Below are 15,474 nucleotides of genomic sequence, written 5' to 3'. Positions count from 1 at the left end.
TACTTCTCAGGCATAAACGCCACATGATAACCAAGCGAAGACCACGGGTCGGCGGCGCCTCGCGATTCAACCCTGCTCGACACGGTTGCGGCCCGCTTCCTTGGCGCGGTACAGCGCCTGATCGGCACGCTTGAGCGCCGTATCGCTGCGCTCGGCAGGGCGCAGGGCAGTCATGCCGATGGACACGGTAATGGTCACCGGCTCTCCCTTGAAATGAAACGGGCATTGCTCGACCGCCGCGCGCATCTCCTCAAGACGCTGCAGGCCGGTCGCCACGGTGGTGGCCGGCATCAGCATGACGAACTCCTCACCGCCGAAGCGCGCCATGAAATCCGTGGTGCGCAGACGTTTTTGCAGCTGGTTGGCGACGATCTTCAGCACCTTGTCGCCCGCCAGGTGGCCATAGCCATCGTTGATACGCTTGAAGTGGTCCAGGTCGAGAATACCGATCAGCAGGCTGCTGGCCTGTTCTTGACGATGCGCCATCTCCCGCTCCAGACGCTCGCCCCAGGCCGCACGGTTGGGCAGGCCGGTGAGCGGGTCGAGCAACGCCTTGCGCCGTTGCTCTTCGAGGCTGGCGCGCACGCCTAGGGCTTCCTGCTCCATGCTCGCCACGCGGCTGGCCAGGTGCTGCAGGCTCTCGGCGACTTCACGCTCGCGTTCGTCACGCTTGCGCTGGTAGTCGTCCATGGCGCCCAACATGCCTTCGAGGCGCTTCTCAAGGATGCCCTTGAGACTCACCAGGTCCGAGGCTTCCTGCACGCTGCTCTGCAGGTCATCGACGTGCTCGCGCAGCTCGCTGTCGAAGGCACGTGCGGAGGAGTGGCCATGGCTGTGGCCGTCGTTGACCGCCTGCAGGCTGCTCTGGAAGGACTCCAGACGTTGGTTGAGCTGCTTGAGATAAGTCTCGAACTCGACCTGGCCGCTGTCGCTGATGGCCAGCATCAACACGGCCAGGTCATCGAGGATCGGCAGCAGTTCGTACCAGTTAAGCCCATGCTCCAGACGCTCGCGCATGGATTCGACATGCGGGCGGTGGATGTCCGGCAGGTTCAGGTCATCCAGCAGGCCCAGCAGGGTGTCTTCGATGTGTGCGGCCACCGAGCTGTAGCTCGGCTCGGATGAATGCGGCAGGGCGTATTCGCCTTCTTCACCCGCCTGGCCTTCTTCACCCGCTTCGGCCTGGGGCTCGTCGGGCACTTCAGCCGAAGCGAGCGGCGCGAACGGCACGACCTGTTCGAACGGCACGATGGGTACAGGCGCCAGCAACCCTTCTATCGGCGCACTGACGGGCTGCACGGGCGTGAGCGGCGTGACTTCTGGCTCGGCCTTGACCAGGGCGGCCACCGCCACAGCGTCGTCAGCCAGCGCCGCCTCGGCCGGCGCTGGCGCAGCAGGATCGGCAGAGGAAGGGGTCGGAGCGACCACAGCGGCAGCCTCCGCGGGCCGAGCGCCGGGTTCGGGGGCCGCCCTGGCACTCCCCGCGGGTTCTGCGGCGGGTGTCTGCGGCGCAACGGCAGCGGCCTGTGGCTCCGCCTTGGCAGGCGCCGGCGGCGCGGGTGCTACAGGAGCTTCATCCACGTCATCGTCGGCGTCGGCATCCGGGGCCGGCGACGTGGCGGGCAGGGCGGCAGGTTGCCCGGGCGTGTCAGGCTGGCTGGTCTCCGGCGCGCCGGCCTCGTCGCGGCCCCCGAACAGGCGTTCGAGCAGGCCTGGCCGTGCCGGCTGGTCGGTCTTTTCCAGGGCATTCAGGGCGCGGCCTTGCAGGCCGCTGAGTTCACTGAGCAGCAGCGGCAGCTCGCGGGCCTGAGAAGCACGGTCCTCGAGTTCCTTGGCGAAGCGCTTGAGCGGTTTACGCACTTCGCGGGGCAGCGGCAGGCTCTGCAACTGTGCCACCAGCGCGGTGAGCGCAGTGCTGACCTGCCCGGCCCGCACCTCACGGCGTTGTTCGGAATCCAGTACGGCCTTTTCCAGGCGCGGGATGAGGCCGGCCAGGCCGGCGTCCATGTCATCCTTGCGGACGATCTCACGCATTTCCTTCATGCATTCGTCGACCGCGCGGTCCGAACCCTCCGCCGCCAGACTGCTGCGCACCAGGCCGCGCCGCAGCAGGTCGAGACGGGCCTGCCAGCGCTTCTCCAGGCGGTCCTGCTGTTCGATGCCCTTCAGGTATTTCTCTTTCCAACGCTCGGCGTCGTCACTCATCAACGGGATCCATCGTCAGGTACGCGGGGCACGGGCAAGGAGTCCCCGCACAGCGACGCTGGCAGACGGATTTCTACCGCCACGGGCAGATGATCGGAAATGGGCTGCGCCAGCACCTGTACGCGTTCCAGCGTCAGGCTCGGGCTGAGCAGGATATGGTCCAGGCAGCGCTGTGGTCGCCAGCTGGGAAAGGTCGCCTCGATCTGCGGGGCAAGCAGGCCAAGGTCGCGCAACGGCGAATGCTCCAGCAGGTCGGTGGCGTGGGTGTTCATGTCGCCCATCAGCACCTGGTTGCGGTAGTTGCCGATCAGCTCGCGGATGTAGGCCAGTTGCCGGGTGCGGGTGCGGGCCCCCAGGGCCAGGTGCATCATCACCACCACCAGCGCGTCATCGCCCTCGCCGAAACGCATCAGGATCGCACCGCGCCCGGCCGGACCTGGCAGCGGATGGTCCTCGATCGCCCAGGGCTTGAGACGACTGAGCACGCCATTGCTGTGCTGGGCCAGGCGGCCCAGGTTGCGGTTGAGCTGCTGGTACCAGTAGGGAAAGGCGCCCAGCTGGGCCAGGTGCTCGACCTGATTGACGTAGCCGGAACGCAGGCTGCCTCCGTCGACTTCCTGCAGGGCGACCAGGTCGAAGTCGCCGATCAGCTCGCCGATCTTCTGCAGGTTGGTCGCCCGCCCGCCGTGCGGCAGCACATGCTGCCAACTGCGGGTCAGGTAATGATGGTAACGCTGGGTATTGATGCCGACCTGGATGTTGAAGCTCAACAGCCGCAGCCGACCGTTGTCAGGCAGGCCGCTGGCGCTCAGGTGGTCCTCGTTGACCCGCGGGTCACGCAGACCGGCGACACGCTCGTTACCCTTGCCCCAGCGGCGCATGACGAGACTGCCTACTTGGCAGACTTGGCAGCTTCACGCTCTTTGGCGATCAGCTGGTCGGCCACGTCGAGAGTGGCTTCCGGACCGCCGGAAGTGCCCAGGTCGAAGCGGTACTTGCCGTTGACGATCATGGTTGGAACGCCAGTGACCTGGTACTGCTTGGCCAGCTCCTTGTACTTGGCCATCTTGCCTTTCACGGCGAACGACTTGAAGGTGCTGAGGAACTTGTCCTTGTCGATGCCCTGGGTGGCCAGGAACTCGGCCATGTCCTCTGGATCGGTCAGGCGCTTGTGCTGCTTCTGGATGGCATCGAACACGGCGGCGTGCACCTGGTGCTCCACGCCCATTTCCTCGAGGGTGATAAACAGTTGGCCATGGGCGTCCCAAGGGCCGCCGAACAGGGCAGGAATGCGCAGGAAGTGCACATCTTCAGGCAGTTTTTCGACCCAGGGGTTGATGGTCGGCTCGAAGGCGTAACAATGTGGGCAGCCGTACCAGAACAGCTCAACGACTTCGATCTTGCCAGGCTCCGATACAGCCACCGGGCTGCTCAGTTGAACGTACTGTTTGCCTGCCTCGATCGGCTGGGCAGCCTGTGCGGTCATGCCGAACACACTGACGGCCACCAGAGCGGCGCTGAGAATCAGGTTACGCATTCTTTACTCCTGGGTTCGTGGAATTCGCTTGCAGCGATTCGATTACGACCGTTCGTCGCGGCAGCAGTTCGCTAGTGTAACGCCCGTGACCACGAAAAAGGGTAGCCCAGGCTACCCTTTTTGACTCGTTCAGCGTGCAGACCGCAAACGCCTCAATGCAGCCCCTGAATGTACTGGGCCAGTGCCTCGATATCTTTGTTACTGAGTTTTGCCGCGATGCTGCGCATGACCATGGTGTCACCATCGTTGACGCGCTCGGCTTCGCGGAACGCGGTGAGCTGCTTCTTGATGTAGTCGGCGTGCTGCCCGCCCAGGCGCGGAAAGCCGGCCGGGGCGTTGCCGGTGCCATCCGGGGAATGACAGCCGATGCAGGCCGGCATGCCGTCTTCGAGCTTGCCACCGCGAAACAGCGCCTCGCCACGCGACACCAGGGTCGGGTCGGCCATGCCGGTGCTGGCCTTCTGGCTGGCGTACCAGGCGGCGAGGTCGGCCAGGTCCTGATCGTTGAGCGGGGCCAGCAGGCCGGTCATTTCCAGCACGATGCGCTTGTTGTCTTTGATCTCGCGCAGTTGCTTGAGCAGGTAGCGTTCGCCCTGGCCGGCGAGTTTCGGGAAGTTGCCTGCCGCACTGTTGCCATCCGGGCCGTGGCAGGCGCCACAGACCATGGCCTTGGCCTGACCGGCAGCGGCATTGCCAACCGGTTCGGCAGCCAGCGCCGGCGCGCAGACACCCAGTGTCAACAGCAGGCTCGCGAGGAGTGTGTTCATCAGATCATCCAAATCGGCTATGAGGTGAAACGTCAGGCAGCGCCAGGAACACCCCCGCAAAAGAGGGCGGCTCACGACCCTGGAAGCTGCAGTCCTTGCACATTTCCACGCGACGGCAACGATTTGAATGGCAGCCGAAACGACGAAGAACCGCGCCTGTTTCAGCAAAAACCTTTCAGGTTGAAAGCGGACTGCGTTCTAATGCGCATCGGATCCGGTGAAAAACCGATGCCGGTTGCGGCACCTGCACGGATCCTGTTCTCGCTTGGCGTGCTCATTCACCTGGGCACAGGCGAAATCCACACAAAATCTGCGGCATTATATACCCGTACTGCCTGAACGGAAACGACACCTTGCCGCACCCCTTGCAGCAGGCTTTTTAGCGGAAATCACATGCAACTCAAGAACCCCATCCTCGGCCTCTGCCAGCAGGCCAAGTTCATGCTCAGCGCCGCCAAGGTCGATCAGTGCCCTGATGATGCGGGCTTCGAAGTGGCATTCGCCGGCCGCTCCAACGCGGGCAAGTCCAGCGCGCTGAACACCCTGACCCACGCCAACCTGGCACGCACCTCGAAAACCCCGGGGCGCACTCAGCTGCTGAACTTCTTCCTCCTGGACGACGATCGCCGCCTGGTCGACCTGCCCGGCTATGGCTACGCCAAGGTCCCGATCCCGCTCAAGCAGCACTGGCAACGCCACCTGGAGGCCTACCTGGGCAGCCGTGAAAGCCTCAAGGGCGTGGTGCTGCTGATGGACGTGCGTCACCCGATGACCGAATTCGACACCATGATGCTGGACTGGACCGTGGCCAGCGGCATGCCGATGCACATCCTGCTGACCAAGGCCGACAAGCTGACCCACGGCGCGGCGAAGAACACCCTGCTCAAGGTGCAGTCGCAGATTCGCAAGAGCTGGGGCGAAGGGGTGACCATCCAGCTGTTTTCCGCGCCCAAGCGCCAGGGCCTGGAAGAAGCCTACCGCACGCTGGCGAACTGGTTGGAACTGGAAGACAAAGCCCAGCAGTGAGCAGCACCGGCTGAATGGAAACGCCTTTGCGAGAGGTCGCGAGCCAACATGAGGCAAGGCTGCGGGAACGGTTACAGCCTGGTTGGCGACATTTTCAGGACAAAAAAAACCCCGGACTTCATATGGGGAGGGGGAAGTTCGGGGTCCAAGGTCCGGACCCTCAGGGCGGGATCCGGATATCTGCCAACACTTAACACAACATAGGAGCATGATCGGCCTTGCGAGCCAATCGTGAACTCTGACCCGGCCCCGGACGGTTTAGTTCCTGTCCTGGCATGAACAAATGTTCATGTTGCCAGGACACAGCCTGCGGCCTAGTGCGCCTCGTCCCAGTTGTTGCCCACCCCGACTTCCACCACCAGCGGCACATCCAGCTGCGCGGCGCTGCTCATGTGCGGGCGAATTTCTTCGCTGATGCGCTCCACCAGGTCTTCGCGCACTTCCAGGACCAGTTCGTCGTGTACCTGGAGAATGACCCGCGCATCCAGGCCGGACTCGTTCAGCCAGGTGTTCACCGCCACCATGGCCTTCTTGATGATGTCTGCCGCGGTGCCCTGCATCGGCGCGTTGATCGCCGTGCGTTCGGCGCCGGCGCGCTGCTGCGGTTTGTTGGAGTTGATCTCCGGCAGGTACAGGCGACGACCGAACAGGGTTTCTACATAGCCTTTTTCGGCGGCCTGTTCGCGGGTGCGTTCCATGTAGTCGCGCACGCCAGGGTAGCGGGCGAAGTAGCGGTCGATGTAGGCCTTGGCCTGCTTGCCGTCGACACCGATCTGCCGCGCCAGGCCCTGGGCGCCCATGCCGTAGATCAGGCCGAAGTTGATCGCCTTGGCGCTACGCCGCTGGTCGTTGCTGACCTGCTCCAGCTCCACGCCGAAGACCTCGGCGGCGGTGGCGCGGTGCACGTCCAGGTCGTTGCGGAAGGCGTGCAGCAGGCCTTCGTCCTTGGCCAGGTGGGCCATGATGCGCAGTTCGATCTGCGAATAGTCCGCGGCCAGCAGCTTGTAGCCGGGCGAGGCGACGAAGGCCTGGCGGATGCGCCGCCCCTCGGCGGTACGCACCGGAATGTTCTGCAGGTTCGGCTCACTGGACGAGAAACGCCCGGTGGCGGCGCCAGCCTGGTTGTACGAGGTGTGCACACGGCCGGTGCGCGGGTTGATCTGGCCGGGCAGGGTGTCGGTGTAGGTGCTCTTGAGCTTGCTGATCGAGCGGTACTGCAGCAGCAGGGTCGGCAACTCGTGGCCCTGTTCGGCGAGCTTGACCAGCACGTCTTCGGAAGTCGACGGCTTGCCGGTCGGGGTCTTGCCCAGCACCGGCAGCTGCAGCTTCTCGTAGAGGATCTTGCCCAGCTGCGTGGGCGAACCCAGGTTGAACGGCTCGCCGGCCAGTTCGAAAGCCTGGCGTTCCAGCTCGACCATCTTGTTGCCCAGCTCGACGCTCTGCACGCCCAGCAGCGCGGCATCGACCCGCGCCCCCTGGCGCTCGATCTGCGCCAGCACCGGCACCAGCGGCATCTCGATGTCCTGCAGCACGGACAGCAAGCCCGGCTCGGCGTTGAGCTTGTCAGACAGCGCCTGGTGCAGGCGCAGGGTCACGTCGGCATCCTCGGCGGCGTAAGGGCCGGCCTGTTCCAGGGCGATCTGGTCGAAGGTCAGCTGCTTCTTGCCCTTGCCGGCGATGTCTTCGAAACGGATGGTCTGCTGGCCCAGGTACTTGGCCGCCAGGCTGTCCATGTCATGGGCGGTGGCCACCGAGTTGAGCACGTAGGATTCGAGCATGGTGTCGAAGGCCACGCCGCGCACGGTGATGCCGTTGGCCGGGTCGCCGCCGATGGCGCAGTTGGCGAGGATGTTGATGTCGTACTTGGCGTTCTGCCCGACCTTGGCCTTGGCCGGGTCTTCGAGCAGCGGCTTGAGGGCCAGCAACACCTTGTCGCGGTCCAGCTGCTCGGGCACGCCCATGTAGGAGTGCGTCAGCGGGATGTACGCCGCTTCGCCGGTCTTGACCGCGAACGACAGGCCTACCAGTTGCGCCTTCTGGGCGTCGAGACCGGTGGTCTCGGTGTCGAAGGCGATCAGCTCGGCCTTGTTCAGCTTGTCCAGCCAGGCCTCGAAGCGCGCCTGGTCGAGGATGGTCTCGTAGCCGGAATGGTCACTGGGCGCGGCTTGCGGCTGGGCGATTTCCTGGCCGGCACGACGGGCGTCACGCTCGATATCGTTGAGCCAGCTCTTGAACTCCAGCTCGGTGTACAGCTCGACCAGCTTCTCGCGGTCTGGCTCGCCGATCACCAGCTCGTCGATCTGCACGTCCAGCGGCACGTCGCACTTGATGGTCGCCAGCTCGTACGACAGGAAGGCCATGTCGCGGTGTTCGGCCAGCTTGGCGCCCAGGGTCTTGGCGCCACGAATCGGCAGGGCGGCTACGGCGTCGAGGTTGGCGTACAGGTCCGCCAGGCCGCCGCCGATACCCACCAGCAGGCCGGTGGCGGTCTTCTCGCCCACGCCAGGTACGCCAGGGATGTTGTCGACCTTGTCGCCCATCAGCGCCAGGTAGTCGATGATGTGCTCGGGGCCGACACCGAATTTCTCCTTCACGCCGGCCACGTCCAGCACACTACCGGTCATGGTGTTGACCAGCGTAATGTGCCCGTCCACCAGCTGCGCCATGTCCTTGTCGCCGGTGGAGATGACCACCGGTCGCTGCGCGGCGGCGCTGCTGCGCGCCAGGGTGCCGATCACGTCGTCGGCCTCGACCCCCTCCACGCACAGCATCGGGTAGCTCAGCGCCTTGACGCAGGCGTGCAGCAGGTCGATCTGTACCCGCAGGTCGTCGGGCATGCTGGGGCGGTTGGCCTTGTACTCGGCGAACAGCTCGTCGCGGAAGGTGCCGCCCTTGGCATCGAAGACCACGGCGAACGGGCTGTCCGGATACTGCTTGCGCAGGCTCTTGAGCATGTTCAGCACACCCTTCACGGCGCCGGTGGGCAGGCCCTTGGAGGTGGTGAGCGGCGGCAGGGCGTGGAAGGCACGGTACAGGTACGACGAACCGTCCACCAGGACGAGGGGAGCTTGGCTCATGAGCAGATTCAACCTTTTCGGCGGGGTCGGCGCTAAAATGCGCGGACCATGGACAACAAAGGGGCAAGGTTATCATGCGCACGATAAATCGCTTGTGGTTGACCAGCCTGTTGCTGACCGCGCCGTTGCTGGCGGTGGCCGCAGACGACACACCTTCGGCCGACCCTGAAGTGACGATCCGTACCGAGGGCGACAAGACCATCCAGGAGTACCGCCAGAATGGCTTCCTCTATGCGATCAAGATCACGCCCAAGCACGGCAAGCCGTATTTTCTCGTGCGCGCTGATGGCACGAGCCCCAATTTCATCCGTTCGGACCAACCGGACATGCTGATCCCCCAGTGGGAAATCTTTAGCTGGTAACCTTCACATCAACCTTTTTTGAGCTGGCATATGTCCGTCTTTACCCCCCTGGCCCGGCCCGAGCTGGAAACCTTCCTGTCCACCTACGGGCTCGGCCGCCTGCTCGACTATCAGGGCATCGCCGCCGGTAGTGAAAACACCAATTACTTCATCAGCCTGGAACAGGGCGAGTTCGTCCTGACCCTGGTCGAGCGCGGCCCGGTGCAGGAGATGCCGTTCTTCATCGAACTGCTCGACGTGCTGCACGCCGCCGACCTGCCAGTGCCCTATGCCCTGCGGGATACCAGCGGCCAGGCCCTGCGCGAGCTGAAAGGCAAGCCAGCGCTGCTGCAACCGCGCCTGGCCGGCAAACACATCAAGGAGCCCAATACCCAGCATTGTGCGGCGATTGGCGACCTGCAGGCGCGCCTGCACCTGGCGACCCGTGACCAAGTGCTGGAGCGCAAGACCGACCGTGGCCTGGACTGGATGCTCGAAGAGGGCCGCAACTTCCTTTCGCACCTTCATGCCAGTCAGGCCGAGCTGCTGGACCGGGCCCTGCAGGAGATCGAACGGCATCGCCAGGCAATTCTCGCCCTGCCGCGCGCCAACCTGCATGCCGACCTGTTCCGCGACAACGCGATGTTCGAGGGCACGCACCTGACCGGCGTGATCGACTTCTACAACGCCTGTTCCGGGCCGATGCTCTATGACCTGGCGATTGCCCTGAACGACTGGTGCTCCGAGGCCGACGGCCAATTGGACCCGGTGCGTGCCAAGGCCTTGCTCGGTGCCTACGCCGCGCAGCGGTCGTTCACCCCTGCCGAGGCCGAGCTGTGGCCGGTCATGCTGCGGGTGGCCTGCGTGCGCTTCTGGCTGTCGCGCCTGATCGCCGCCGAAGCCTTCGCCGGCCAGGACGTGCTGATCCACGACCCGGCCGAGTTCGAGCACCGCCTGCGCCAGCGCCAGGACGTACGCCTGCCGCTGCCGTTCGCGCTGTAACCGCCGCGCAAGGCCAAAAAAGTCAGACCGCTGGAGCGAGCTTGCTGGCGATGGCTACGTCATGTTCGCAGCAAACTCGATGATGTTGCCGGTCTTTTCGCGACCAGGCGCCCTCCTGAAAATTTCGGGGGCGCCTTACAGGCCTGACTGCCAAACGAGGATCAGAGGCTTTCCAGGCAACCGGCCAGGTCGTTGCCGAGCTTTTCCAGCAGTTGCTCATAACCGTTGGCGCTGGCCGGGGTGTAGCCACCCAGGGCGTCCAGTTCGGCGAGCTTCACTGGCAGGCCGGCGGTGAGGGTCTCGGCCAGTTTCGGACGCATCGGCGGTTCGCTGAACACGCACGTCTTGCCCGCTTCCTTGAGCCGTTCGCGCATCGCTGCCACATGGCGGGCGCCGGGCTGCACTTCACTGGCGACACTGAATACGCCGGTGTGCTGCAGGCCGTAGGCCTGTTCGAAGTAGTCGAAGGCTTCGTGGAACACGAACCACGGCTTGCCAGCCACCCCGCTGACCCGTGCCTTGATACGCGCGTCCAGAGCATCCAGGCGCTTGCCGAAGGCCTGCGCGTTGCTGGCATAGCGCGCCGCATGGGCCGGGTCGGCGGCGCTCAGGTCGGCAGCCATCTTCGCGGCGATCACCCGGGCATTGACCGTCGACAGCCACAGGTGCGAATCCAGGCTGCCGGGACGATGATCGTGGTCATGATCGTCATCGCCCGCATCGGCGTGCGCTTCGTCGTGGTCGTGATCATGGTCGGCGTGGGAGGCCTGGTCTTCGCCGAAGTGCCGCAACTGCATGCCGGGCAGGCTCTGCACTGCGACCGCCGGGCGGCTGCGGTTCTGCAATACCCGAGGCAGGAAGCCTTCCATGTCCGGGCCTACCCAGTAGAACAGCTCGACATCCGCAACGCGCCGCACGTCGGAAGGACGCAGGGCATAGTGATGCGGCGAGGCACCGGGCGGCAGCAGCACGTCAGGCTTGCCGACCCCGTCCTGGACGGCGGCGGCGATCAATTGCAGGGGCTTGATGCTGGTCAGGACCTGGACTTCGGCCTGGGCCAGAGAAGGCGCAGCCAGCGCATAGCTGGATGCCATTACGACAAAAAGATTAAGAAGTCGACGCACGAGGGACACTCATATCGGGCAGGAACCGGTAACATAATAACGTCTCCAGCCAATATCGTCGCCGCCCATGCCTATCACTCCCCTGGCCAGCCGCCCCCACGATCATTCCCATTGCGTACACCACGCTCTCAGCGAAGCCGACGCCCTGTGCGCCAGCAAAGGCTTGCGCCTGACCGCCCTGCGTCGTCGGGTGCTGGAGCTGGTGTGGCAAAGCCACAAGCCGCTGGGCGCCTACGACATCCTCGGCGTGCTCAGCGAAGAAGACGGCCGCCGCGCCGCGCCACCCACCGTGTATCGGGCGCTGGACTTCCTGCTGGAAAACGGCCTGGTGCATCGCATCGCCTCGCTCAACGCCTTCACCGGTTGCAACCACCCGGCCCATGCGCACCAGGGCCAGTTCCTGATCTGCCGTAACTGCCACGCGGCCATCGAACTGCAGAACCCGGCCATCAGCCAGGCGGTGGTCAAGGCCGCTGGCGACGTGGGCTTCAGCGCCGAAGGCCAGACCATCGAGATCGTCGGCGTGTGCGCCGGCTGCAAGGCGGCCTGATGAGCAAAGTGCTGATCCGCCTGGACCAGGTGGCGGTGAATTTCGCTGGCCAGACGGTTCTGGAAAACATTGCCCTGAGCGTCGGCGCCGGGGAGATCGTCACCCTGATCGGCCCCAACGGTGCCGGCAAGACCACCCTGGTGCGCGCCGTGCTCGGCCTGCTGCAACCCACCTCGGGCGAGGTCTGGCGCAAGCCGAAACTGCGCGTGGGCTACATGCCGCAGAAGCTGCACGTCGACCAGACCCTGCCGCTGTCGGTGCTGCGCTTCCTGCGCCTGGTGCCGGGCGTGGACCGCGCCAAGGCCGAAGCCGCGCTGGAGGAAGTCGGCGCCGGTAAGGTCATCGACAGCCCGCTGCAGGGTATTTCCGGCGGCGAGATGCAGCGCGTGCTGCTGGCCCGCGCCTTGCTGCGCGAGCCCGAGCTGCTGGTGCTCGATGAACCGGTACAGGGCGTCGACGTAGCGGGGCAGGCCGAGCTGTACAGCCTCATCACCCGCCTGCGCGACCGCCACGGCTGCGGCGTGCTGATGGTCTCCCACGACCTGCACCTGGTGATGAGCACCACCGACCAGGTGGTGTGCCTGAACCGCCACGTGTGCTGTTCCGGGCACCCGGAGCAGGTCAGTAACGACCCGGCGTTCGTCGAGTTGTTCGGCCAGAACGCCCCTAGCCTGGCGATCTATCACCACCACCACGACCACGCCCATGACCTGCATGGCGAGGTGGTCAGCGAAACCCCGAGCGCGACCCCGCGCTTCAAACCTCACGTTCACGGAGACGGCTGCAAGCATGGCTGATTTTCTGTTGTATGCCCTGCTCGCCGGCATCGCCCTGGCCCTGGTCGCAGGCCCCCTGGGCTCTTTCGTGGTGTGGCGGCGCATGGCCTATTTCGGCGACACCCTGTCCCATGCGGCGCTGCTCGGCGTGGCCCTGGGTTTTCTGCTGGACATCAGCCCGACCCTGGCGGTGACGGTGGGCTGCCTGCTGCTGGCGATCCTGCTGGTGACTCTGCAACAGCGCCAGCCGCTGGCCTCCGACACCCTGCTGGGCATCCTCGCCCCCAGTACCCTGTCGCTGGGCCTGGTGGTCCTGAGTTTCATGCATGAGGTGCGCATCGACCTGATGGCCTACCTGTTCGGCGACCTGCTGGCGATCAGCCCCACGGACCTGGCCTGGATCCTCGGCGGCAGCGCGCTGGTGCTGGTACTGATCCTCAGCCTGTGGCGCCCCTTGCTGGCGGTGACGGTGCACGAAGAGCTGGCCAGGGTCGAAGGCCTGCCGGTGACCACCCTGCGCATGACCATGATGCTGCTGATCGCCGTGGTGATCGCCGTGGCGATGAAGATCGTCGGCGTGCTGCTGATCACTTCGCTGCTGATCATCCCGGCAGCGGCGGCCCAGCGGCACGCCCGTTCGCCGGAGCAGATGGCCCTGGGGGCCAGCGTGCTGGGATTGGTTGCGGTGTGCGGCGGTTTGTCGCTGTCGTGGTTCAAGGACACCCCGGCCGGGCCTTCGATCGTGGTCTGCGCCTGTGCGCTGTTTCTGCTCAGCTTTGTTCTACCCCGGCGGGCGGTGTAGACTTGCTCGTTTTTTGCGCAAATAGAGAACCGCAGGAATGAAACTGCCCGCCTCCCGCTATCTGCTGCTCGCCGCCTTTTCCCTGTTCCTGGGAGCCTGTCAGAGCACGCCACCGGCCGCCAACAGCGTGCCCGAAGCCGCGCCAGACGCTTTCGCCCAGCTCGAACAGAGCATCACCGGCAATGAGCTGGCCACTGCCGAAGACCAGTTGGCGGCGCTGCAGGCTGCCAATGACGCGGACCCGCGCCTGGACCCCTTGCAGCGCCAGCTGGCCGAGGCCTACCTGAGCCGCAGCCAGATCAGCCTGCAGAAGGGTGACGTCAACGGCGCAGCCACCGCCCTGAGCCGCGCCCGTGCGCTGATGCCCAAGGCCCCGGCCCTGACCAGCGGCGTCAACGGCGCCATCGCCCAGGCACGCAAGGCCGAACTGGACCAGGCCGAAGCCGAGCTGGCCGCCGCTGAAGCCCGGCGCATCGCCAAGCTCATCGACCCGAGCGCACCGAACACGCTGATCGAGCTGAAAACCACCGACATCGCCGAGATGCGTCGACAGCTCGATGCCATCGCCTCGGATGTGGTGAATTTCAACTGTGCCGTGCTAGTCCGCGTGCCGCGCACCGATGACTTCCCATGGCTGGCCAACCTGCTGAGCAAGCGGGTCAACAAGCTCAATTCCAGCTTCGAACTGGACATGAGCAAGCAGATCAGCCGCCAGCAGCCGGCGCAGATCATTCTCACGCCCAAGTCCTGAATTCAGCCGCGAAAGCTTCGCGGCTGAAGCCACTCCTATGTATGGACTCGCCCCACACTGTCAACACGCTTTGCTTTAAACACTGCTGCCCGGTTGCATCTATGTATCAGGCCTATTCGAGGAAGCGCCTGGCTTCTGGCCAACATTGGATCAGCTCGCGAAATGCCGATTACAGTCAGGCCTCAAGGGCCGGTAGGAGCGCAGGCATTCATTCGCGACGGTCTAACCTGGGGTCAATGTTTTCTAGCAAGGGGTTGAAACGTCACAGCGTCTCGGTGGCAGAACTCTTTAAATTACAGGCTCATCGCGGCCTCCTGAGTATCCCCTGGCTGGCGGCGATAGGTTTCATTGTTTTGCAGAAGCACCCAAATGATCCGCAGGTTGCGATTGGCCAGTCGTACTGCGGCGCCTTTTTGTCCGTGGCGGCTCAGCCACCGCTGTAAACGCCGATCATCTGGATGCTCCGAGCTGGGGGTGAGCTGCCTTAGCACAGCGTGGGCCCCCTGGATGGCCAGGCTGCGGATATAGGCATCTCCGCGCTTGGTCATCTTGCCCAGACGCACCGCGTTTCCACTGCTGTGCTGCTCGGGCACCGTACCGAAGTAGGCCGCGAAATCTCGAGCGTTCGCAAAGCGCTCAGGTTCAGTCTGCTTGGCCACCACGGCCGAGGAGAGAATCGGGCCGATACCGCGCACGGTCATTAATCTTTTGGTTGTCTCGTTTTCTGCAGCGGCGCGTTTGACACGGCCGGTTATCACCTCTATTCGCGCTTCCAGGCTCTTCCACTCTTGCAACAGTTCTGCCATCAGCTCATGCAGCGGCTCTGGAACCAATGGGCTTGAATGCTCAAGGAGCCGACCGACTTCTCGATCAATAGCGGCTTTGCCCAGGGGAATGGCAATGCCATATTCCAATAGCAGCCCCCGCATTTGATTGCCCATGGCCGTATGCTCTTTCACATAGCGCTGCCGTACCCGATGCAGCGCTTGCATCTGTTGCGCCGCCTCGGTTTTGACGGGTACGGCATGAATACGCAGGTCTCGACCGGCCCGAAGAATGGCCAACGCGTCATTGCGGTCGTTTTTTGGCCCACTGCGGTGCCCCGCTACATGTCGAGCGGGCAGGATGCTAGGTCGCTGCCCTTGCTTGAGCAGCATCCGCCCCCAGGCTTGAGCGCCTGGGCCGGTTTCCATCAGCACCGCCATGCCTGCTGGCAATTGCTGCAGGAAGGTGATGAACGCCTCACGCGACCGGATGCGCTTCTCGTAGATCACTCTGCCCAGCTGATCCTCACCTGCGACCTGAAACACGTTCTTTGCCAGGTCCACAGCCAGGGTGGTGCAGGCCGTGATATCGGTTGCAGGCAAAGCGGTCTTTTTGGAAGTATTCTTGCTCATGGTCTCGCCCTCGCTGTCGCTGACATCTATAGGATGCCACCGTGGCGCATAGACGCCTCGGCGGGGGCGAGTCCATCCAATTACTCCAAGCCGCAAAGCGCTTAACCGAACAGTATTGC

Annotated in this window: 14 protein-coding genes; 7 read left to right on the top strand and 7 right to left on the bottom strand. The window is 64.3% G+C overall.

Annotated elements, in window-relative coordinates; genetic code table 11:
- Window positions 1–66: 66 nt before the first annotated feature.
- The 4 genes from QZ497_RS06545 to QZ497_RS06530 form a co-directional block, all read right to left on the bottom strand.
- Entirely contained in the window at window positions 67–2,205 is a 2,139-nt protein-coding gene (locus QZ497_RS06545; RefSeq protein ID WP_295472376.1) for a GGDEF domain-containing protein, read from the bottom strand.
- Window positions 2,205–3,086: an endonuclease/exonuclease/phosphatase family protein gene (locus QZ497_RS06540; RefSeq protein WP_295472374.1), complete on the bottom strand. Its 882-nt coding sequence runs from the start codon at window positions 3,084–3,086 to the stop codon at window positions 2,205–2,207. The genes QZ497_RS06545 and QZ497_RS06540 overlap by 1 nt, the downstream gene beginning before the upstream one ends.
- Before the next feature lie 11 nt (window positions 3,087–3,097).
- Window positions 3,098–3,742 carry a thiol:disulfide interchange protein DsbA/DsbL gene (locus QZ497_RS06535; RefSeq protein WP_295472372.1) on the bottom strand — a complete coding sequence of 215 codons (645 nt, stop codon included), beginning with the start codon at window positions 3,740–3,742 and terminating at the stop codon, window positions 3,098–3,100.
- 152 nt (window positions 3,743–3,894) lie between these two features.
- Window positions 3,895–4,509, bottom strand: a complete 615-nt coding sequence (locus tag QZ497_RS06530; protein WP_295472369.1) for a c-type cytochrome — start codon at window positions 4,507–4,509, stop codon at window positions 3,895–3,897.
- A gap of 393 nt (window positions 4,510–4,902) precedes the next feature.
- On the opposite strand from QZ497_RS06530, the gene yihA reads away from it, so the two are divergent.
- A complete protein-coding gene (gene yihA / locus QZ497_RS06525; protein ID WP_295472367.1) occupies window positions 4,903–5,535 on the top strand; it encodes a ribosome biogenesis GTP-binding protein YihA/YsxC in 633 nt (210 codons plus the stop codon).
- Window positions 5,536–5,849: 314 nt separating this feature from the next.
- Here yihA and polA read toward each other — a convergent pair whose 3' ends face one another.
- Window positions 5,850–8,612, bottom strand: coding sequence for a DNA polymerase I (polA, locus tag QZ497_RS06520; protein ID WP_295472365.1), 2,763 nt, complete (start codon window positions 8,610–8,612; stop codon window positions 5,850–5,852).
- Window positions 8,613–8,686: 74 nt separating this feature from the next.
- Here polA and QZ497_RS06515 point away from each other — a divergent pair, with 74 nt between their 5' ends.
- Together QZ497_RS06515 and QZ497_RS06510 are read left to right on the top strand one after the other, a co-directional pair.
- Window positions 8,687–8,974: a DUF2782 domain-containing protein gene (locus QZ497_RS06515; protein WP_295472363.1), complete on the top strand. Its 288-nt coding sequence runs from the start codon at window positions 8,687–8,689 to the stop codon at window positions 8,972–8,974.
- Between the two features lie 30 nt (window positions 8,975–9,004).
- A complete protein-coding gene (locus QZ497_RS06510; RefSeq protein WP_295472361.1) occupies window positions 9,005–9,955 on the top strand; it encodes a homoserine kinase in 951 nt (316 codons plus the stop codon).
- A 161-nt stretch (window positions 9,956–10,116) separates the two neighbouring features.
- Here the strand turns inward: QZ497_RS06510 and znuA are convergent, their stop codons facing one another.
- Window positions 10,117–11,049 (bottom strand): zinc ABC transporter substrate-binding protein ZnuA, encoded by a 933-nt coding sequence (znuA, locus tag QZ497_RS06505; protein ID WP_295472447.1) that lies wholly within the window; start codon window positions 11,047–11,049, stop codon window positions 10,117–10,119.
- A gap of 97 nt (window positions 11,050–11,146) precedes the next feature.
- On the opposite strand from znuA, the gene QZ497_RS06500 reads away from it, so the two are divergent.
- The 4 genes from QZ497_RS06500 to QZ497_RS06485 are packed head-to-tail and all read left to right on the top strand — an operon-like array spanning window position 11,147 to window position 13,958.
- Window positions 11,147–11,629, top strand: coding sequence for a Fur family transcriptional regulator (locus QZ497_RS06500; RefSeq protein WP_295472359.1), 483 nt, complete (start codon window positions 11,147–11,149; stop codon window positions 11,627–11,629).
- Window positions 11,629–12,426 carry a zinc ABC transporter ATP-binding protein ZnuC gene (gene znuC, locus QZ497_RS06495; protein ID WP_295472357.1) on the top strand — a complete coding sequence of 266 codons (798 nt, stop codon included), beginning with the start codon at window positions 11,629–11,631 and terminating at the stop codon, window positions 12,424–12,426. Before QZ497_RS06500 ends, znuC begins: the two co-directional genes overlap by 1 nt.
- Entirely contained in the window at window positions 12,419–13,207 is a 789-nt protein-coding gene (znuB, locus tag QZ497_RS06490) for a zinc ABC transporter permease subunit ZnuB (RefSeq protein ID WP_295472355.1), read from the top strand. Before znuC ends, znuB begins: the two co-directional genes overlap by 8 nt.
- Before the next feature lie 37 nt (window positions 13,208–13,244).
- Window positions 13,245–13,958 carry a PA5502 family lipoprotein gene (locus QZ497_RS06485; protein ID WP_295472353.1) on the top strand — a complete coding sequence of 238 codons (714 nt, stop codon included), beginning with the start codon at window positions 13,245–13,247 and terminating at the stop codon, window positions 13,956–13,958.
- 293 nt (window positions 13,959–14,251) lie between these two features.
- Here the strand turns inward: QZ497_RS06485 and QZ497_RS06480 are convergent, their stop codons facing one another.
- Window positions 14,252–15,310 (bottom strand): IS110 family transposase, encoded by a 1,059-nt coding sequence (locus QZ497_RS06480; protein ID WP_295472445.1) that lies wholly within the window; start codon window positions 15,308–15,310, stop codon window positions 14,252–14,254.
- Window positions 15,311–15,474: the final 164 nt, after the last annotated feature.

It is taken from the genome of uncultured Pseudomonas sp. (assembly GCF_913777995.1).
Taxonomy (GTDB): Bacteria; Pseudomonadota; Gammaproteobacteria; order Pseudomonadales; family Pseudomonadaceae; genus Aquipseudomonas.
This window is presented reverse-complemented; position numbering and strand designations above follow the sequence as displayed.